This window comes from Streptomyces sp. NPDC051173, assembly GCF_040689515.1.
Lineage (GTDB): Bacteria > Actinomycetota > Actinomycetes > Streptomycetales > Streptomycetaceae > Streptomyces.
Map to the genome: position 1 here is coordinate 1 of NZ_JBFBBD010000105.1, position 22,893 is coordinate 22,893.

General features: G+C 71.0%; 3 protein-coding genes. All 3 read right to left on the reverse strand.

Annotation, left to right across the window (positions count from 1 at the left end):
* Nucleotides 1–103 precede the first annotated feature (103 nt).
* The 3 genes from AB0435_RS31780 to AB0435_RS31790 are packed head-to-tail and all read right to left on the reverse strand — an operon-like array spanning nt 104 to nt 22,884.
* Nucleotides 104–4,984 carry a type I polyketide synthase gene (locus AB0435_RS31780; protein ID WP_366428535.1) on the reverse strand — a complete coding sequence of 1,627 codons (4,881 nt, stop codon included), beginning with the start codon at nt 4,982–4,984 and terminating at the stop codon, nt 104–106.
* Nucleotides 4,985–5,000: 16 nt separating this feature from the next.
* A complete protein-coding gene (locus AB0435_RS31785) occupies nt 5,001–16,763 on the reverse strand; it encodes an SDR family NAD(P)-dependent oxidoreductase (protein WP_366428536.1) in 11,763 nt (3,920 codons plus the stop codon).
* A gap of 49 nt (nt 16,764–16,812) precedes the next feature.
* Nucleotides 16,813–22,884, reverse strand: a complete 6,072-nt coding sequence (locus AB0435_RS31790; protein WP_366428537.1) for an SDR family NAD(P)-dependent oxidoreductase — start codon at nt 22,882–22,884, stop codon at nt 16,813–16,815.
* Nucleotides 22,885–22,893 lie beyond the last annotated feature (9 nt).

Here is a 22,893-nt window from a genome sequence, read left to right on the forward strand (position 1 = left end):
ATCCTCCTGAGCGATCGCGGAATCGGCTACAAGGCCGGCAGGGAGATAGGAGGTGGCGAGCAGAACAGGTTTTGCCGTGCGGCAGGCGACCGACGTCGGAGGGTCAGCGGCTGCCCCATTCGCGGTCGATCAGCGCGAACATGTCGTCGGCGCTCGCCTCGGCCAGCTCTTCCTCCCCGCCCTGGCCCCCCTCGTCGTCCGCCGCGGCCGGGCCCGCGGCGTCGTCGGGGTGCTTCCACAGCAGGGCCTGGAGGCGCCGGATCAGGCCCCGGCGGCGGGGGTCGTCCGCCGCGAGGTCCGTCAACGCGGCGTCCAGATCGTCGAGATGGGCGGCCACCGGCAGCTCCGCCGCACCGCCGTCCGGCAGGACCCGCTCCAGCAGGTGCTCGGCGAGGGCGCGGGGCGTCGGGTAGTCGTAGACCAGCGTGGCGGGCAGGCGGAGCCCGGTGGCGGCGCGCAGCCGGTTGCGCAGCTCGACGACCACGAGGGAGTCGAAGCCCAGGTCCTTGAAGGCCCGTTCCGGGTCGACCTCCTGACCCGGCTCGTACCGCAGGACGGCCGCCACCTGCGTACGGACCACCTTCAGGAGCGCACCGGCCCGCTCCCGCGCCGGCAGGGCGGCGAGCTCGCGCCGCAGCTCCGAGACATCCGCCCCGTCACCGGCCTCCGGTCCGGGGTCGAGCACCCGCAGGGCGGCCGGTACCCCGTCGAGGAGCCGGGTGGGCCGGGACAGGGTGAACAGCGGGGCGAAGCGTTCCCACTCGATGTCGGCGACCACCGCGTGCCTGTCGCCGCCGTCGAGCAGAGTGCGCAGCGCGCCGAGCGCCAGCCGGGGTTCCAGCGGAGGCAGACCCTGCCGCCTCGACAGGCCGGTGTGCCGGGGGGCGAGGTCCCCGTCGTCCGGCAGGTCCCAGATGCCCCAGCCCACGGACACCATTCGCGGGCCCTCGGGCCGGTGCTGCTGGGACAGGGCGTCGAGGTAGGCGTCGGCGGCGGCGTGGGCGCCGTGCTCCCTGCTGCCGAGCGTGGCCGCGAGGGACGAGAAGAACAGCACCGTCTCCACCGGTCCGGCGCCGGCCGGTTCACCCAGCGCCACGGCGGCGGACACGGCCGAGGCGAGAGCGTCGGGCGTGATCTCCGCCAACGGGGCGGGCACACCGGGCAGCGAGGTGTGGATGACCGTCCGTATCCGTACGCCCGCCGCCTCCCCCAGCTCCCGAACCACCGTCAACTCGGCTCCCTGTCCGGCTACTTCGGCAGCTAGTCCGGCTTCCCGGGAACCGCCGGTGCCGTCCGTGTCCAGGAGTACGACGTGCTCGGCGCCGCGGGCGGCCAGCCATCGCACCACGTGGTCCGCCAGCCGCCCGACACCGCCCGTCACGAGCACGGCACCGTGCGGCTGCCAGCTCTCCCCGGAACCGTCGGCGGGCGCCGCGTCGGGCACCAGACGGCGGCCGAGGGCCCCGGCCGGGCGCAGCGCGACCTGGTCCTCGCCGGCGCCCCCGCACAGCACCGCGCGGAGCGGTCCCGCCGCGAGCTCCGCCGGGTCGGCGGGCAGGTCCACCAGGCCGCCCCACAGCGCGGGGTGCTCCAGGGCGGCCACCCGGCCGAGGCCCCAGACCGCCGCCTGCTCCGGGGAGACGACGGGATCGGTATCGCCGCACGAGACGGCGCCGCGGGTGGCGCACCACAGGGGTGCGTCGAGGCCGGCGTCCAGCAGGGCCTGCAACAGCGCCAAGGAGGCGTCGGCGGGCCGTTCGGCGAGAGCGAGCAGGGACAGCACTCCCGCGGGAGCCGTGCCGTCCGGGAGTCCGGCCTGGTGGGAGCGGAGCAGGTTCGCGAGGTCGGCGCGCTTCGGGTCCGGACCGGTCTCGACGACGGTCGCCGGGATCCCGGACTCCTCCAGCGCGTTCAGGCAAGCCCGGCTCCAGGCGTCGGTGCCCTGGGAAGGGGCGACGATCAGCCACGTACCGGAACCGGCGGGGGTGGAAGGGGAGTTGGAGATCGGCTGCCAGTCGACGCGGTAGCGCCAGGAGTCGACGACGGACTGTTCACGCCGCTCGCGTCGCCACGCGGACAGAGCGGGAAAGACGGTCTCCAGCGCCGACCTGCGCTCGTCGTCCTTGAGGTGCAGGGTGTCGCAGAGCGCCTGGACGTCCTCGCCCTCCACGGACGCCCAGAAGCCGGCCTCGTCACCGTCCGCCTGGGACACCGCCTCGGGAGCCAGGATGTCCGCCAGCCAGAAGCGCCGCCCTTGGAAGGCGTACGTGGGCAGGTCGACGGTCCGGGGAGCGGGGTCGGCCGGGAACCAGCCGGACCAGTCCACGGCGACCCCCGCTGTGTGCAGCCGGGCCACGGCTTGCGTGAACGCCACGCCGTCCGGCCGCGCGGGGTGGAGCGAGGCGGTGACGACCGGCTCCGGCGCGTCGTCGGCTTCGGTCACACCGTCGAGGGTGTGCTGGGCGGCGGTGGTCAGTACCGGGGCGGGACCCAGCTCGATGAACACGCCCGCCTGGTCGGCGAGATGGGCGATGGCCTGCTGGAAGAGGACGGGCTGCCGGACGTGACGCACCCAATAGCCGGGGGTCGCGATCTCGTCGTCCGCAGGCAGACCGGTCACATTGCTGATCAACGGGATCGCGGGCGCCTTGAACTGCACATCGTCGATGGCCTCGGCGAAGTCCTGGAGCATCGGCTCCATCAACACCGAATGGAACGCGTGACTGACCGACAACGCCTTCGTCTTACGACCCCGGTCCGACCACGCAGCAGCAATCCGGCCCACCTCATCAGCAGGGCCGGAAATCACCGTGGAATCGGGGGTGTTCACCGCAGCCACACTCACCCCCGAGCCGTCAAGCTCGCCAGCGAGTTCTTCGGGCGTGGCCTGCACCGCACACATCGCCCCACCCTCGGGCAACGCACCCATCAACCGCGCACGCGCCCCCACCACCCGGCACGCATCCGCCAGATCAAACACACCCGCCACATACGCGGCAGCAATCTCCCCGACCGAATGCCCTACCACCACATCAGGACGGACCCCGACCGACTCCCACAACCGCGCCAGCCCGACCTGAAGCGCGAAGAGCCCACCCTGCGCCCACATCGTGTGATCCAACCGCTCCACAGGACCACCGAAAACAACGTCCTTCAGCGAACCACCGAACTCCCCCTCCAGCAGCCCGCACACCTCATCAAAAGCCTTCGCGAACACCGGGAACCGCTCATACAGCCCAGCCCCCATCCCCACCAGCTGACTGCCCTGACCGCTGAACAGCCACACCGTCCGACCATCGCGCGCAACAGCCGGACCCACCAACGCCGGATGCGACTCCCCAGCAGCCAACGTCTCAAGCGCGGCCACCCGCTCCGCGCCCACCACAACAGCCCGATGCTCGAACAACGAACGCGTACGCAGCAGCGACCAGCCCACATCACGCACATCAGCAGAGCCCACCGCGGCCCCGCTCAGGCGGCCTGCCTGCGCGCGCAGCGCGTCGCGGGTCCGTGCCGAGAGCACCCACGGCACGACAGCGCCGTCCGAGGGGGCGTCGGCGCACACCGGGTCGTCCGCTTCGTCGGGGGCCTGTTCCAGGATCAGGTGGGCGTTGGTGCCGCTGATGCCGAACGAGGAGATGCCCGCCCGTCGGGGCCGGTCGGCCCGTGGCCACGGCACGGGATCGGAGAGCAGCCGCACTCCCCCGCCCTCCCACTCCACGTGGGGCGTGGGGCGGTCGATGTGCAGCGAGGCGGGCAGTTCCCCGTGCCGCATCGCCATCACCATCTTGATCACACCGGCGACACCGGCGGCGGCCTGGGTGTGCCCGATGTTGGACTTCACCGAGCCGAGCCACAGCGGCCGGTCGTCCGCGCGCTCCTTGCCGTACGTGGCGAGGAGCGCGTGCGCCTCGATGGGATCGCCCAGCGTCGTCCCGGTGCCGTGCGCCTCCACGGCGTCCACGGTGTCCGGGGTGACCCGGGCGTTGGCCAGGGCCTGGCGGATCACCCGTTCCTGGGCCGCGTCGTTGGGGGCTGTGAGGCCGTTGCTCGCGCCGTCCTGGTTGACGGCGGAGCCGCGGACGACGCCGAGCACGTGATGCCCGTTGCGGCGCGCGTCGGAGAGGCGTTCCAGCAGGACGAGGCCGACGCCCTCGGAGAATCCGGTGCCGTCGGCCGCGGCGGCGAACGGCTTGCAGCGGCCGTCCGGTGACAGGCCCCGTTGGCGGGAGAACTCGACGTACGCGGTGGGCGTGGACAGCACGGTGACGCCGCCCGCGAGGGCCAGATCGCACTCCCCCTGCCGCAGCGCCTGCGCGGCCAGATGGATCGCGACCAGCGACGCCGAGCACGCCGTGTCGAGCGTCACCGCGGGCCCCGCGAGGCCGAAGGTGTAGGCGATACGGCCGGAGATGACGCTGGAGAGGGTGCCCGTGGTGGCGTACCCCTCCACTTCGGCGGGCACCCGCGACCGGGACATGTAGTCCTGGCTGGACACCCCCGCGTACACGCCGGTGAGGCTGTCCTTGAGCGTGGCCGGGTCGATGCCCGCCCGCTCGAACAGCTCCCAGGCCACTTCCAGGAGCACCCTTTGCTGCGGGTCGGCGGCCAGCGCCTCGCGCGGGTTGACGCCGAAGAAGTCGGCGTCGAAGCGCGTGGCGTCCCGCAGGAAGCCGGCCTCCCGTACATAGCTGGTGCCCGGGTGGTCCGGGTCGGGGTGATACAGGCTCTCCACGTCCCAGCCGCGGTCGGCCGGGAACGCCTCGATGGCGTCGCCGCGCGAGGCGACCAGGTCCCACAGCTCCTCCGGCGACGTCACACCGCCGGGGTACCGGCAGGCCATCGCGACGATGGCCACCGGTTCCCGCTGCCGCTCCTCCATCTCGCGCAGGCGCTGACGGGTCTGCCCGAGATCCGCCGTCACCCGCTTCAGATAGTGGCGAAGCTTGTCCTCGGTACCCGGTGTGTCTTTCGTACCCGGCATGTTCTTCCACTCCTGATCAAGAAGGCAGTTCCCGGTCGATCAGCTCGAAGAGCTCGTCGTCCGACGCGGACTCGAGGTCATCGCTCGCGACGGCTTCGCCGCCCCCGTCACCCGCGCCGTCACCCAGCCGCCACAGCAGGGATTCCAGGCGCGCCACCAGGCGGCCGCGGGTGTCCTCGTCGTGCGCGTGGCCCGCGATCACCGTTTCCAGCCGGTCCAGCTCGCCGAACAGCGGCGCCGACGGATCCGCAGCCGCCGGGCACAGCTGCTCGCGCAGTTCCTCGGCGATGGCGGACGGGGTGGGGTGGCGGAAGATGAACGTGGCGGGCAGGCGCAGGCCGGTGGCCGCGGACAGCCTGTTGCGCAGTTCGACCGCCGTGAGGGAGTCGAAGCCGAGGTCCGTGAAGGGAACGTCGGCGCGCACGGCGTCGGTGCCCGCGTGCCCGAGCACCGCCGCGGCATGCGTACGCACCAGGTCGAGCAGGGTCTGGTGCTGCGCCTCGGCGGGAAGCCCGGTCAACTGCCCGGCCCAGTCGGTGCTCGGCCGGGTGGCGGCCGGCCGCGCGGGGCCCTGCCCGCCCGCGAAGGCACGCAGCAGGGCCGGCAGGGCGGTGGCGGATCTGGCGGCCAGAACACGGGGGTTGAGGTCGGCGGCGAGCAGGTACGGGGCGGCCTGGCGGTACGCCGCGTCGAGCAGGGCAAGTCCGTACTCGGTGCTCATCGCCTTGACGCCGACGCGGGCCATGCGGGCCACGTCGGTGTCGCTGAGTCCACCGGTCATGCCACCACTGGACGCGTCGGTCTGCCACAGACCCCAGCCGACCGACAGACCACTCAGACCCGACACACGGCGATGCCGCATCAGCGCATCGCAATACGCGTTCGCCGCCGCGTAATTCGCCTGACCAGGACTCCCCAGCGTCGCCGCCGCCGAAGAGAACACGACGAACAGACCCAGACGCAGATGCCGCGTCGCCTCATGCAGATTCACCGCGGCGGCGGCCTTCGCGGACCAGACACGCGCCAGACCCTCCGGGGTCTGGGCCGTCACCACGGCGTCGTCCAGGACACCCGCCGCGTGAACCACACCGGTCAACGGATGCGCCGGATCCGTCTTGCCGACGAGCTCCGCCACCGCCTCCGGATCACTCACATCAGCCGCAACGACCGACACCTCGGCACCCAACTCACCCAGCCGCTCCACCAGCTCACCAGCACCCGGAGCCTCCAGCCCACGGCGGCCCGCCAACAGCAGGTGCCGCACCCCCCACTGTCGCACCGCGTGTTCGGCCACGACTTGGCCGAGTGCTCCGGTGCCGCCGGTGATCAGTACGGTGCCGTCCCGGTCGAGGACGGGAGGTATGTCCAGCACCAGCTTGCCGGTGTGCTTGGCCTGACTCATGAACCGGAACGCCTCCCGCGCCCGCTCCAGCGGCCAGGAACGCACCGGCAGGGGAGCGAGCGCGCCGGAGGCGAACAACTCCCTCATCGCCGCGAACATTTCCCTGATCCGCTCGGGACCGGCGTCGGTGACGAGGTCATAGACCTGATATGTCACCCCGGGATGATCGACGGCCACCTCGCCGGGATCACGCAGATCGGTCTTGCCCATCTCCAGGAACCGGCCACCGTCACCCAGCAACCGCAAGGACGCCTCGATGAACTCGCCCGTCAGGCTGTTCAGTACGACGTCGACGCCACGACCACCGGTCGCCTGCCGGATCACCTCTTCGAAGCCGGCATCACGTGACGAGGCCCGGTGAGCCGCGTCGATGCCCATCTCCTCCAGCACAGCGTGCTTGGAGGGGCTCGCGGTGGCGTACACCTCCGCACCGAGATGACGCGCGATCCGCACCGCCGCCATCCCCACACCACCCGTCGCCGCATGGACCAGCACCGACTCACCCGGCTTCACACGAGCCAACTCCACCAACCCGTACCAAGCAGTCAGGAAAGCCACCGGCACACCCGCCGCCTCCCGCACACTCCAGCCCCGCGGAACCGGCGCGACCATGCGGGTGTCCGCTACGGCCACCGGGCCGAAGGAGCCGCCGAGTACGCCCATGACCTGGTCACCGACCGAAAGGTGCGTGACATCGGGCCCGACCTCCGTGACGATGCCCGCGCCCTCGCCGCCCAGGCCGGTCTGTCCCGGCACCATGCCGAGGCTGACCAGTACGTCACGGAAGTTGATGCCGGCAGCCTGGACCTCCAGGCGCACCTGGCCGGAAGCCAGGGGCTCGACGAGCTCCGGGCAGACCACGGGGGCCACGCTCTCCAGCGTTCCGGTGCCGCTGGTCTCCAACCGCCACGCCTGCTCGGCAGGCGCTCCGACGACAGGACCTCCACTCGCGCGGACCAGCCTCGGGAACAGGAGCGTCCCGTCGCGCAGCGCGAGTTGGGGCTCGCCCAAGGCCTCGGCGGCGTGGCGCAGGGCGGTCTGCGGGAGATCGTCGCTGTCCGTGTCCACGAGCACGAAGCGGCCCGGGTGTTCGGACTGGGCGCTGCGCATCAGCCCCCAGACGGAGGCGGCGGCCGGGTCGACATCACCGTCGTCGGTGGCGACGGCACCGCGCGTCACCACCAGCAGCCGGGAATCGGCCAGCTCGGGCGCCGCCAGGAACTCCTGGACCAGGGACAGCACCCGCTCCGCCGTAGCAAGGCCGTCGCCGGCCTCGACGGGAGCGACCACAGCCCAGGGGGCGTCGTCTCCGGAGCGCAGCACGTCGGCCATGCCGACCCAGGCGTCGCCGCTGCCCGGCGCGTCCTGCGCCGGGACCGGCAGCGGTGTCCATTCCACGGTGAACAAGCCGTCGTCGTCGCGTACGGACTTCAACTGCCCGACGTCTGCGGGGCGCAGCGTCACCGATCCCGCGCTCAGTACATGCGTTCCGGCGGCATCCGTCACGAGGAGCCGGAGCCGGCGTTCGGTGGCGTCGTGCTCGCCGGGCGACACGCGCACACGTACGGTGTCGGCGCCCGCGGCCCACAGGCCGACCTGGTTCCAGGTGAACGGCAGCCATACCTTGCCGTCGTCCTGCGGCTCACCGCCCCAGTCGAGCAGGAGGGCCGGGTGGAGCGCGGCGTCGAGGAGGGCGGGGTGGATGCCGTAACCGTCGTACGAACCGGCGGCCTCGGGCAGAGCGACCTCGGCCAGCAGATCCTCACCGTCCCGCCACACCGACCGCAGCCCCTGGAAAGCGGGTCCGTACGCGTAACCCGCGTCGGCCATACGCTCGTAGAAGCCCTCCACCTCGACCCGCACCGCACCGGACGCGGGCCAGGCCCCCATCAACCCAGCGGGTGCGGGCGTGGGTTCGGGGGTGAGGATGCCGGTCGCGTGGCAGACCCATACGCCGTCGCCGTCGTCGGGGCGGGTGTATACCCGGACTTCACGACGGCCGTCGTCCGCCGCCGTGTCCACCACGACCTGCACCCGCAACCCGGACGCGGTCGGCACGACCACCGGAGCCTGCAACATCAGCTCCTCAAGCACGGCGCAGCCAACCTCGTCGCCGGCCCGCAACACCCACTCCACCAACACCGCACCAGGGAGAAGAACAGCCCCGGCCACTTCGTGATCAGCCAGCCAGGAAGCACCCGACCTCGACAGCCGACCCGTCAGCAGGCAACCGCCCCGGTCGGCGAACTCCACCGCCGCACCCAACAACGGATGCCCCGCAGCCACCAGCCCCAGACCAACCGCATCCCCACGACCCGACCTGCCCGCCAGCCAGAACCGCTCACGCTGAAACGCATACGTCGGCAGATCCACCACAGCAGGCTCACCCGCGAACCAGCCACGCCAGTCCAACCCGACACCAGCCATATGAAGCCGAGCCATCGCCTCCAAGAACGCCTGCTCCTCGGGCCGTCCGCCGGCGAGCGAAGAAAGCAGCAGCGGTTCCGGGCCCTCCGTGCCGTCGAGGGTGTGCTGGGCGGCGGTGGCCAATACCGGGGCGGGGCCCAGCTCGACGAACACCCCAGCCCGGTCCGCGAGGTGGGCGATGGCCTGCTGGAAGAGGACGGGCTGCCGTACATGACGCACCCAGTAGTCCGGGCTCGCGATCTCCTCACCCGCAGGCAGACCCGTCACGTTGCTGATCAGTGGAATCCTCGGAGTCTTGAACTCAACCCCGCTGATGGCCTCGGCGAAGTCCTGGAGTATCGGCTCCATCAACGCCGAATGGAACGCGTGACTGACCGAGAGCGCCTTCGTCTTACGACCCCGGCCCGACCACGCAGCCGCAATCCGGCCCACCTCATCAGTCGGGCCGGAAATCACGGTGGAATCAGGGGTGTTCACGGCAGCCACACTCACCCCGGAACCGTCAAGCTCGCCAGCGAGCTCCTCGGGCGTGGCCTGCACCGCGCACATCGCCCCGCCCTCGGGCAACGCACCCATCAACCGGGCACGCGCACCCACCACCCGGCACGCATCCGCCAGATCAAACACACCCGCCACATACGCGGCAGCGATCTCCCCGACCGAATGGCCCACGACCACATCAGGACGGATCCCTACCGACTCCCACAGCCGGGCCAAGCCCACCTGAAGCGCGAAGAGCCCCCCTTGCGCCCACATCGTGTGATCCAACCGCTCCACAGGACCACCGAAGACAACGTCCTTCAGCGAACCACCGAAGTCTTCTTCAAGCAGCTCGCACACCTCGTCGAAGGCCGCCGCGAACACCGGGAACCGCTCATACAGCCCAGCCCCCATCCCCACCAGCTGACTGCCCTGACCACTGAACAGCCACACCGCATACTTGCCCGCACCGGCCTGCGAGGCAGCCGGGCCGACCAGAGCCGGATGCGGCTCCCCCGCAGCCAACGCCTCAAGCGCGGCCACCCGCTCCGCACCCACCACAACAGCCCGATGCTCGAACAACGAACGCGTACGCAACAACGACCACGCCACATCACGAACAGAGGCGTCAGGAGCCGCCATCGTGGCCCTGCTCAGGCGGTGTGCCTGTTCGCGTAGTGCCTCCGGGCTGCGAGCCGACAGCACCCACGGCACCGGACCGGCAACCGGCACCAACTCCCTCCCGGACTCCACCAGATCGGGAACATGCTCAATGATCAGATGCGCATTCGTACCCGACGCACCGAACGACGACACACCCGCCCGACGCGGCCTACCCACCTCAGGCCACGGCACCGACTCCGACACCAGCCGGACCCCACCCGACCCCCACTCCACATGCGGCGTCGGCTCGTCCACATGCAGACTCGCCGGCACCACCCCACACCGCATCGCCATCACCATCTTGATCACACCCGCCACACCCGCAGCAGCCTGCGTATGACCGATGTTCGACTTCACCGACCCCAGCCACAACGGCCGGCCCACCGACCGGCCTTGTCCATATGTGGCCAGCAGCGCCTGCGCCTCGATCGGATCACCCAGCGTCGTCCCCGTACCATGCCCCTCCACAACATCCACATCCGACACCGCAAGCCCACCACTCGCCAACGCCTGCCGGATCACCCGCTCCTGCGACGGACCATTCGGCGCCGTCAACCCATTGCTCGCACCGTCCTGATTCACCGCCGAACCACGCACAACCCCCAACACCCGACGCCCATGACGCCGAGCATCCGACAAACGCTCCAGCAGGAGGACACCGACGCCCTCTCCCCAGCCCGTGCCGTCGGCCGCGGCGGCGAACGGCTTGCAGCGGCCGTCAGGGGCGAGACCCCGCTGGCGGGAGAAGCCGGTGAAGACCTCGGGGGTCGCCATGACGGTCACGCCGCCCGCGAGGGCCAGGTCGCACTCGCCCTGCCGCAGCGCCTGCGCGGCCAAGTGGATCGACACCAGCGACGACGAGCACGCCGTGTCGACCGTCACCGCCGGACCCTCCAGACCCAGCGTGTACGCCACCCGGCCGGAGACCACACTCCCCGAGCCGGCGAGCATGGAATAGCCCTCAAGCTGGGGGTCCTCGCCGCTGGCCAGGCCCGCCGCGTAGTCGTGGTACATCACACCCACGTACGTACCGGTCAACGTGCCCTTCAACGACGTCGGATCGATACCCGCCCGCTCCAGCACCTCCCACGACGCCTCCAGCAGCAACCGCTGCTGCGGATCCATCGCCAACGCCTCACGCGGGCTGATACCGAAGAACGCGGCATCGAAATCACCCGCGTCGTGCAGGAAGGCCCCTTCGTCGGCGTAGCTGGTGCCGGGGTGGTCGGGGTCCGGGTGGAAGAGCCGGTCGAGGTCCCAGCCGCGGTCCGTGGGGAACTCCCCGACCGCGTCCACGCCCGAATCGACCAGCTTCCACAGGTCCTCGGGCGAGGTGACGCCGCCCGGGTATTTGCAGGCCATGGAGACGATGGCGATCGGATCGTCCGCCACCACGGTGGCAGGGAGCACGGCGGGCGCGGCCGGCGTGCCGCCCAGGCGGGTGCACAGATAGGCGGCCAGCGCCCGGGGCGTGGGATGGTCGAAGACCAGGGTCGCGGGGAGGCGCAGGCCGCTGGCCGCCGTCAGGCTGTTGCGCAGTTGCACCGCAGTCAGCGAGTCGAAGCCCAGATCCTTGAAGTTGGCTTCGGTGCGGACGTCCGCCGGCGTGGGGTAGGCGAGTACCGCCGCGACGCACTCGCGCACCAAGTCGGTGACGGCGGCAAGGCGTTCGGGCCCGTCGAGGCCCGCGAGGCGGGTCTCCAGCGCTGCCGGGTCACCGGTGGAGCCGACGGCCGCCCGGCGGCGCGGCCGCCCGGCGAGCTTCCGCAGCATCGCGGGGGCGCTGTCCTGTGCCAGGCCGCGTACGTCGATCCCGGCGGCGACGACCAAGGGGCTGTCCACGTCGCGCGCCGCGTCCAGGAGGGTCAGGCCCTGCTCGTCCGAGAGGGGCTTCATGCCGCCCGCGCGCAGCCGCGCCAGGTCGGCCTCGTCCAGGTGCCGGGTCATGGCGCTGTCGCGCGCCCACAGACCCCAGGCGATCGACAGGCCGGCCCCGGTCCCGCGCGTGCCGTTGCGGCGGGTCACGAGGGCGTCGACGAAGGCGTTGGCGGCCGCGTATCCGGCCTGGCCCGCGTTGCCGAGGACACCGGCGGCCGAGGAGAACATGACGAACAGGGCCGGGCTCAGCTGCCGGGTGGCGATGTCCAGATTGGCGGCGACGGTCGCCTTGGCGGCCCAGACCCTGGTCAGTTGATCAGGGGTCTGCGCGGTGACCACGGCGTCGTCCAGGACGCCCGCGGCGTGGATCACTCCGGTCAGGGGGTGCGCCGGGTCGACGGCGGCGACCAGTTCCTCGGCGGCCCGCTGATCGGTGAGGTCGGCAGCGACGATCCGCACATGGGCGCCGAGGGCGGTGAGCCGGTCGGCGAGGTCGCCGGCGCCGGGCGCGTCGGGGCCCTGCCTGCCGGCGAGCAGCAGGTGCCGCACCGACCAGGCGCGGACGAGGTGTTCGGCCACCAGGCCGCCGATCATGCCGGTCCCGCCCGCGATCAGGACGGTGCCGTCGGGGTCGATGCCGGCGCGGTCCGCGCCGGCGTCGGTCGCGGTGGCGCGCGTGAGGCGGGGGACGAGGACGCGGCCCGTACGGATGGCCAGTTGCGGCTCGCCGGAAGCGAGGGCCCGTGCCACGGCCGCACGGTCGATGCCGTCGTCGTCCGCGACATCGAGCAGGACGAAGCGGTCCGGGTGCTCGGACTGGGCGCTGCGGACGAGTCCCCAGAGAGCGGCGGCCGATGCGTCCACGTCCCCCGGCTCGTCGGCTGCCGGGACGGCCACCGCGCGGTGGGTGAGGAGGACGAGGCGGGTGTCGATCAGACGCGGATCGGCCAGCCAGTCCTGTACGAGACGCAGTACGCGCTCGGTGGCGGCGCGGCCGTGTGCTTCCACGGCGGAGGTCGAGGTGTCGGGTGCCGCGGGGGACTCGACGAGCACCGTCCCAGGGGCCGGTGCCCCGTCCTCCAGCGCCGTCAGCAGAGCTACCAGATCCTCGTGGCACGGAACGTCCGTTCCCACCCAGACCGGTGCGTCCTGGCCGAGCACCGCCCAGCCGCGCTCGGCCGCCCGCTCCACGCCCGCCGAAGACACGTCCACCGAAGACGCGTCTGCTGAGGGCACATCCGTCGAGGGCACGGCGGTCCACTCCACGGTGAACAGTCCGTTGGCGCCCGCCTTCCCTGCCGCGCGCAGCTGCTCGGGGTCGGCCCGGCGCACCGCCAGCGAGGCGACACTCAGCACCGGCGCTCCGGTGGCATCGGTCACCGTCACCCGCAGGCCCGGCCCGGCCCCTGCCCCTCGGTGCGGAGACAGCCGCACCCGCGCGTCGGTGGCTCCGGTGGCCCACAGGGACACCCCGTTCCACGCGAACGGCAGCCTGACGCCCGCCTCGGTGTCCTCGTCGAGCAGCAACGCCGGGTGCAGGGCCGCGTCCAGCAGGACGGGGTGAATACCGAAGCCGTCGTGAGCACCTGCGGCGTCGGGCAGGACGACCTCGGCCAGCAGGTCCTCGCCGTGCCGCCACACCGTGCGCAGGCCCTGGAACGCCGGGCCGTAGTGGTAGCCGGCGGCCGAGGCCCGCTCGTAGAGATCGCCGATCTCCACCTGCTCCGCACCGGCCGGAGGCCACGCCCCGCCCGATTCGTCGGCCGCGGCGGACGCGGGCTCGGGGCTCAGCACACCGTCGGCGTGGCACACCCACGCCTCGTCCTGGTCCGGTGCGTCCTCGGAGTCGGGCCGGGAGAAGATCCGTACTTCCCGCCGCCCGCCCCGCTCGTCGGCCGGGCCCACGACGACCTGGACCTGGAGCCCGCCGGAGTCGGGCAGCGCGAGCGGTGCCTGGAGCGTCAGCTCCTCCAGGGTGGGGCAGCCCGCCTCGTCGGCGGCCCGCAACACCCACTCCACCAGGGCCGCGCCGGGCACCAGGGTGGTGCCCGCCACGGCGTGGTCGACGAGCCAACCACCGGCACCGGACGCCGCGAGACGGCCGGTCAGTACGAGCGCGCCGTCCGCCAGACCGAGCGCCGCGGGCAGCAACGTGTGCTCCAAGCGCCGCAGCCCTGCCGCACGGACGTCGCCGACACCGTCCACCTCCAGCCAGTAGCGCTGGTGCTGGAAGGCGTACGTGGGCAGGTCGACGGTCCGGGGAGCGGGGTCGGCCGGGAACCGACGCCGCCAGTCCACATCCGCACCCGCCACGAACGCGAGCGCGGCAGAACGCGTCAACTGAAGCGTGTCCCCGTGATCGCGACGCAAGGTGGGCACCACCGTGGCGGAGATATCCGCCTGCTCGATGGTCTCCTCCAAGCCCAGGTTCAGAACCGGGTGAGGGCTCGCCTCGATGAAGACGCGATAGCCATCCGCGAGCAGCGCATCGACCGTGTCCGCGAAACGAACCGGCTGCCGGAGATTCGTGACCCAGTAGCCAGTGGTCAGGGTGCTGGTGTCGATCCGTTCGGCGGTGACCGTGGAGTAGAACGCCACATCAGTTACCTGCGGTTCGATACCGCTCAAACGCTCGGCCAGCAGATCCGCGATCTCATCGACCTGCGGACCATGCGAGGCGTAGTCCACGTCGATCAGGCGCGCCCGATGGTCGCGCGACTCAGCCTCCGCGACCACGGCCGCCACCTGCTCCGGCGGACCCGAAATCACCGTGGAGGAAGGGCCGTTCACCGCAGCAACACCCACCCCGACGTGCCCGTCGATAAGCTCGACAGCCAGCTCCCGGCCCACCCCGAGCGAAGCCATCGCACCACGCCCGGCCAACTGCCGCAGAGCATCACTACGCACGGCGACAATCCGCGCCGCATCCTCCAACGACAACGCACCAGCCACACACGCCGCAGCCATCTCACCCTGGGAATGACCGATCACAGCAGCCGGCCTGACCCCGTACTCGGCCCACACCGCAGCCAGCGAAACCATCACCGCCCACAGAACCGGCTGCACCACCTCCACCCGCGACAACTCACCACCATCACCACGCAAGACGCCGGTGAGCGACCAGTCGACATACGGAGAAAGCGCCCGCTCACACTCGGCAATACGATCAGCGAACACCTTTGACTCATCGAGGAGTCGGGCACCCATCCCCACCCACTGCGACCCCTGCCCCGGAAACACCAACACCGGACCTGGACCCACGTCGCCGGCCACCCCGGACACCACGTCCGGCGAAACCTCACCCGCAGCCAACGCCTCAAGGCCCGCGATCGCCTGACCGGCATCCTGCCCCACCACCACGGCCCGGTGCTCGAAGGCCGAGCGCGAGGTCGCGAGCGACCAGCCCACGTCCAGCAAGGAAGAGCCCTCCGAGGCGAACGCGCCCAATCGGCGGGCCTGTTCACGCAGTGCGTCCCCGGTGCGCCCGGACACGACCCATGGCACCACCGCTCCCGGCACGGGCTCCGGCGTCTCCTCGGTGGAGGTCGCCTCCGGCGCCTCCTCCAGGATCACGTGCGCGTTCGTCCCCGAGATGCCGAACGAGGACACCCCGGCCCTGCGCACCCGCTCGCTCCGCGACCACGGAACCGGCTCGGTGAGCAGCCGTACGCCGCCGCCTTCCCACTGCACGTGCGGGGTCGGCTCGTCCACGTGCAGGGTGGCGGGCAGCAGTTCGCGCTGGAGCGCCATCACCATCTTGATCACACCGGCGACACCGGCGGCCGCCTGCGTGTGGCCGATGTTGGACTTCACCGAGCCGAGCCACAGCGGCCGGTCGTCCTCGCGCTCCTTGCCGTACGTGGCGATGAGGGCCTCGGCCTCGATGGGGTCGCCCAGCTTGGTGCCGGTGCCGTGCGCCTCCACCACGTCGATCTCGGACGTGGAGAGGTTGGCGCCGGCCAGCGCCTGCCGTATGACGCGGCGCTGCGAGGGGCCGTTGGGGGCGGTGAAGCCGTTGCTGGCCCCGTCCTGGTTGACGGCCGAACCCCGCAGGAGGGCGAGGACCTTGTGGCCGTTGCGGCGCGCGTCCGAGAGGCGCTCCAGCAGGATCAGGCCCGCGCCCTCGCCCCAGCCCGTGCCGTCGGCGGCCGCGGCGAAGGGCTTGCAGCGGCCGTTGGGGGCCAGGCCGCGCTGGCGGGAGAAGCCGGTGAACACCTCGGGCGTGGACATCACCGTCACACCGCCGGCGAGCGCCAGGTCGCACTCGCCCTGCCGCAGCGCCTGTGCCGCCAGGTGCATGGCCACCAGCGACGAGGAGCACGCGGTCTCGATGGTCACCGCCGGGCCTTCGAGGCCGAGGGTGAAGGAGACACGGCCCGAGAGGACGCTGGGCGCGCTGCCCGCGTACCCCTCGGTGGCCTTGCCCGCCGGGTCGCCCTGGGTGAGGTTGCCGGTGGTCGCGGCACCCACGTAGACACCCGTGGGGCTGCCCTTCAGCGTGGTGGGGTCGATGCCCGCCCGTTCGAGCACCTCCCAGGACGCCTCCAGGAGCAGGCGCAACTGCGGGCTGCTGGCGAGGGCTTCGCGTGGGCTGAAGCCGAAGAACCCGGAGTCGAATCGGTCGGCGCCGCCGAGGAATCCGCCCTCGCGTACGTAGCAGGTCCCCGGGTGGTCGGGATCCGGGTGGTAGAGGCCCGCCAGGTCCCAGCCGCGGTCGGCGGGGAAGCCCTCGATGGCGTCGCCGCCCCGGGCGACCAGCTCCCACAGGCCCTCGGGCGACTCGACGCCACCGGGGAACCGGCAGGCCATGCTGACGACGGCCACCGGCTCCTGGGCGCGCTCCTCCACCTCGCGCAGCCGCTGCCGCGTGTCGTGCAGTTCGGCGGCGACCCGCTTGAGGTAGTCGACCAGTTGCTCTTCACTCGCCATGAGAGTTCACCCAGCCTTCAGCGTGGTTGTCGCGCCGTGCACGGTCGGTTCACAGACCCAGCTCTTTGTCGATGAAGTCGAGCACCTGGTCGGTCGTGGCGACCTGGAGCTGTTCCTTGGCGCTGCCGGAGTCGGGCATGGCGCCGGACGCCCTCCACTTCGCCAGGAGGGATTCCAGGCGGGCCGTGACCGCGTCGGCGTCGAGGTGTCCGACGAGCGCGGAGGACAGGGTGTTCTCGAGCTTCGCCATGTCGCGGAGGACGGAGTCGGTGGCCTCCTGCCCGGTGGGCGTTCCGCCGTCGGGAGCGAGCTGTCCGCCGAGGTGTTCCGCCAGCGTGTCGGCGTCCGGGTAGTCGAAGACCAGCCCGGCGGGCAGGCGCAGGCCGGTGGCTGCGGAGAGCCTGTTGCGCAGTTCGACCGCGGTGAGGGAGTCAAATCCGAGTTCCTTGAAGGTGCTGCCCGTGGTGAGGCTTTCGGTGTGGTGTCCGAGGACGGTGGCGGCCTGCTCCCGGATGAGGCCGATCAGCGTGTGGTGCCGTTCGGCCTGCGGCAGGGTGGCCAGCCGGCTCGCCAGGTCGGCGGGCCGCGCGCCCGCCGTCGCGGTCGGCCGGCCCGCCCCGCCCGGAGCGGGGATGGCGAGGCCGCGCAGGAGGGTGGGCCTGGTGTCCACGGGGTGCGTGGCCAGGGTCCGCAGGTCGAGGTCGAGCCCCACCAGGTGGGGGTGGCTGTGGTGGTGTGCCGCGTCGAGGAGGGCCAGGCCGTGTTCGCTGCTCATCGCCTTGACGCCGACGCGGGCCATACGAGCGACGTCGGTGTCGCTGAGCCCACCGGTCATGCCACCACTGGACGCGTCGGTCTGCCACAGACCCCAGCCGACCGACAGACCACTCAGACCGGCCGAGCGACGGTGCCGCATCAATGCGTCGCAATACGCGTTCGCCGCCGCATAGTTCGCCTGACCAGGACTGCCCAGCGTCGCCGCCGCCGAAGAGAACACGACAAACAGACCCAGACGCAGATGCCGCGTCGCCTCATGCAGATTCACCGCGGCGGCAGCCTTCGCCGACCACACACGCGCCAGACCCTCCCGGGTCTGAGCCGTCACCACAGCGTCGTCCAGAACACCCGCCGCATGAACCACACCGGTCAGCGGATGCGCCGGATCCGTCTTGCCGACGAGCTCCGCCACCGCCTCCGGATCACTCACATCAGCCGCCACGACCGACACCTCGGCACCCAACTCACCCAACCGATCCACCAGCTCACCAGCACCCGGAGCAGCCGGCCCACGACGCCCCGCCAACAGCAGGTGCCGCACCCCCCACTTGCGTACGAGGTGCTCGGCGACCAGCCGCCCCAGCACGCCGGTGCCGCCGGTGATCACCACCGTGCCCTCGGGGTCGAGGGCAGGCGGTATCTCCAGCACCAGCTTGCCGGTGTGCTTGGCCTGACTCATGAACCGGAACGCCTCCCGCGCCTTGTCCAGCGGCCAGGAACGTACCGGCAGCGGCTTAAGCCGGTCTGAGGTGAACAACTCGGCGAGGCGTTCCAGCATTCGCGCGATCCGGCCGGGTCCGGCGTCGGTGACGAGGTCATAGACGTGGTACGTCACTCCGGGGTGCTGGTCGGCCACCTCGCCGGGGTCGCGGATATCGGTCTTGCCCATCTCCAGGAAGCGCCCACCGTCACCCAGCAGACGCAGGGAAGCCTCGATGAACTCACCCGTCAGGCTGTTCAGCACGACATCCACACCACGCCCGTGCGTGGCCTGCCGGATCCTCTCCTCGAAGCCCAGGTCGCGGGAGGACGAACGATGAGCGGCATCGATGCCCATCTCCTCCAGCACGCCGTGCTTCGCAGGACTCGCCGTCGCGAACACCTCCGCACCGAGATGACGAGCGATCCGCACCGCCGCCATCCCCACACCACCCGTCGCCGCGTGAACCAGCACCGACTCACCCGGCTTCACACGAGCCAACTCCACCAGCCCGTACCAAGCCGTCAGGAAAGCCACCGGCACACCCGCGGCCTCCCGCATGCCCCAGCCCCGCGGGACCGGCGCGACCATGCGGGCATCGGCGACCGCGACGGGGCCGAAAGCGCCCTCGAACACGCCCATGACCTGGTCGCCGACCGAAAGGTGCGTGACGTCGGGCCCGACCTCCGTGACGATTCCCGCGCCTTCACCGCCCATGGCTCCGTACGCGGGGACCATGCCCAACGCCACGAGCACATCGCGGAAGTTGATGCCCGCGGCGCTCATCGACACCCGGACCTGACCGGTCTCCAGGGGCTGGAGAACCTCCGGGCAGGGAGCCGCCGTCAGATCCTCCAGCGAACCGCCCGTGACCATCTGGAGGCGCCAGGCCGGTTCGCCGAGCGGCGCGACCAGCTCGGCCGACCGGCGGGCCTGGGTCAGGCGCGGGACGTGTATCCGGCCCTCGCGCAGGGCGAGCTGGGATTCATCCTGCTCTTGGATGACGTGACGCAGGGCGGCCTGCGGGAGGTCACCGCCGTCCGTGTCCATCAGGGCGAAGCGGCCCGGGTTCTCGGACTGGGCACTGCGGACCAGGCCCCAGACGGAGGCAGCGGCCGGGTCGACATCACCGTCGTCGTCGGTGGCGACGGCACCGCGCGTCACCAACAGCAGCCGGGAATCGGCCAGCTCGGGCGCCGCCAGGAACTCCTGGACCAGGAACAGCGCCCCCTCCGCCGTAGCAAGGCCGTCGCCGGCCTCGACGGGAGCGACCACCGCCCAGGGCGCGTCGTCCTGCGCCCGCACCACATCTGCCAGAGCGACGCCGTCCGCGAGCGTGACCCAGGGGGCGCGACCTGGTGCTTCCTGCTCAGGCACCGGAACCGGCATCCAGTCGACCGTGAACAAGCCGCGCACGTCGCGTTGTTGCGGGTCCGCGAGACTGCCTGGTTTCACGGGCCGCGTCCGCATGGCGTCGACGCTCAGCACGGGACCACCGGTCGTGTCGACAACCGTCACCCGCACCCCTTGCTCGATGCTGTCCCCGACCGGGCTGAGGCGTACGCGGACGGTCGTGGCACCCACCGCCCACAGCGATACGCCGTGCCACGCGTAGGGGACGTACACCTGACCGTCCCCGCCGTCCTGGAACCGGACGGCCAGCAGGGGGTGGAGTGCGGCGTCGAGGAGGGCGGGGTGGATGCCGTAACCGTCGTACGAACCGGCGGCCTCGGGCAGAGCGACCTCGGCCAGCAGATCCTCACCGTCCCGCCACACCGACCGCAGCCCCTGGAAAGCGGGTCCGTACGCGTAACCGGCTCGGGCGGCCTCCGCGTAGAAGGTCTCGACGTCCACCGGCTCGGCTTCGACGGGAGGCCAAGGGCCACTCATCTCGTCGGCGGACCGGGTGGGTTCGGGGGTGAGGATGCCGGTCGCGTGGCAGACCCATACGCCGTCGCCGTCGTCGGGGCGGGTGTATACCCGGACTTCACGGCGGCTGTCATCGTCGCCAGCCGCGTCCACTACGACCTGCACCCGCAACCCGGACGCGGTCGGCACGACCACCGGAGCCTGCAACATCAGCTCCTCAAGCACGGCGCAGCCAACCTCGTCGCCGGCCCGCAACACCCACTCCACCAACGCCGCACCAGGGAGAAGGACAGTCCCGGCCACTTCGTGATCAGCCAGCCAAGGCACACCCGAACGCGACAGCCGACCCGTCAGCAGGCAGCCACCCCGGTCGGCGAACTCCACCGCCGCACCCAACAACGGATGCCCCGCAGCCACCAGCCCCAGACCAACCGCATCCCCACGACCAGACCTGCCCGCCAGCCAGAACCGCTCACGCTGAAACGCATACGTCGGCAGATCCACCACAGCAGGCTCACCCAGGAACCAGCCACGCCAGTCCAACCCGACACCTGCCGTATGAAGCCGAGCCATCGCCTGGAGAAAGGCCAGGTCATCCGCCCGCTCAGCGGCCAGCGAAGAGACCAACAGCGGCTCGGTCCCCTCCGCCTCATCGAGGGTGTGCTGGGCGGCGGTGATCAATACCGGGGCAGGGCCCAGCTCGATGAACAAGCCCGCCTGGTCGGCAACGTGAGCGATGGCCTGCCGGAAGAGGACCGGCTGCCGGACGTGACGCACCCAGTAATCCGGGCTCGCGATCTCCTCACCCGCAGGCAGGCCCGTCACGTTGCTGATCAGTGGAATCCTCGGAGTCTTGAACTCCACCCCGCTGATGGCCTCGGCGAAGTCCTGGAGCATCGGCTCCATCAACACCGAATGGAACGCGTGACTGACCGACAACGCCTTCGTCTTACGACCCCGGACCGACCACCCCTCAGCGATCCGTCCCACCTCATCAGCAGGGCCGGAAATCACCGTGGAATCAGGGGTGTTCACCGCAGCCACACTCACCCCCGAGCCGTCAAGCTCGCCAGTGAGCTCTTCGGGCGTGGCCTGCACCGCACACATCGCCCCACCCTCGGGCAACGCACCCATCAACCGCGCACGCGCCCCCACCACCCGGCACGCATCCGCCAGATCAAACACACCCGCCACATGAGCAGCCGCGATCTCCCCGACCGAGTGCCCTATCACCACATCAGGACGGACCCCTACCGACTCCCACAACCGCGCCAGCCCGACCTGAAGCGCGAAGAGCCCACCCTGCGCCCACATCGTGTGATCCAACCGCTCCACAGGACCACCGAAGACAACATCCTTCAGCGAACCACCGAACTCCCCCTCCAGCAGCCCACACACCTCATCAAAAGCCTTCGCGAACACCGGGAACCGCTCATACAACCCAGCCCCCATCCCCACCAGCTGACTGCCCTGACCACTGAACAACCACACCGTCCGACCATCGCGCGCAACAGCCGGACCCACCAACGCCGGATGCGACTCCCCCGCAGCCAACGCCTCAAGCCCGGCGATCAGCTCCGCTCGCTCGGCGCCGGCCACAACAGCCCGATGCTCATGGGACGCACGCGTCGTCAGGAGTGACCAGCCGACCTCGGCCGGAGCCGTTCCACCGGTGACAGCCTCCCTGAGGCGGTGTGCCTGTTCGCGCAGTGCCTGCGGGCTGCGAGCCGACAGCACCCACGGCACCGGACCACCGTCAGACTCCAACTCCCGCCCAGCATCCACCAGATCCGGAACATGCTCGATGATCAGATGCGCATTGGTCCCGGACGCACCGAACGACGACACACCCGCCCGACGCGGCCGACCCACCTCAGGCCACGGCACCGACTCCGACACCAGCCGGACCCCACCCGACCCCCACTCCACATGCGGCGTCGGCTCATCCACATGCAGACTCGCCGGCACCACCCCACACCGCATCGCCATCACCATCTTGATCACACCCGCCACACCCGCAGCAGCCTGCGTATGACCGATGTTCGACTTCACCGACCCCAACCACAACGGCCGACCCACCGACCGGCCTTGCCCATATGTGGCCAGCAACGCCTGCGCCTCGATCGGATCACCCAGCGTCGTCCCCGTACCATGCCCCTCCACAACATCCACATCCGACACCGCAAGCCCACCACTCGCCAACGCCTGCCGGATCACCCGCTCCTGCGACGGACCGTTCGGCGCCGTCAACCCATTGCTCGCACCGTCCTGATTCACCGCCGAACCACGCACAACCCCCAACACCCGACGCCCATGACGCCGAGCATCCGACAAACGCTCCAGCAAGATCAGGCCGACGCCTTCGGAGAAGCCGACACCGTCGGCCGCGGCCGCGTAGGGCTTGCAGCGGCCGTCAGGTGACAGGCCGCGCTGGCGTGAGAAGCCCGCGAACACGTCGGGATCGGCCATGACGGTCACACCGCCCGCGAGGGCCAGGTCGCACTCGCCCTGCCGCAGCGCCTGCGCGGCCAAGTGGATGGAGACCAGCGACGACGAGCACGCCGTGTCGACCGTCACCGCCGGACCCTCCAGACCCAGCGTGTACGCCACCCGGCCGGAGACCACACTCCCCGAGCTCGCCAGGTAGGCGTAGCCCTCCAGTTGGGCGTCGGCCTCGGGGAACGCCTTGGCGTAGTCGTGGTACATCACACCCACGTACGTACCGGTCAACGTGCCCTTCAACGACGTCGGATCGATACCCGCCCGCTCCAGCACCTCCCACGA

Coding starts and splice junctions, on each gene's coding strand:
- AB0435_RS31780 (WP_366428535.1), bottom strand. CDS start 4,984: ATGCCGGGTACGAAAGACACACCGGGTACCGAGGACAAGCTTCGCCAC.
- AB0435_RS31785 (WP_366428536.1), bottom strand. CDS start 16,763: ATGGCGAGTGAAGAGCAACTGGTCGACTACCTCAAGCGGGTCGCCGCC.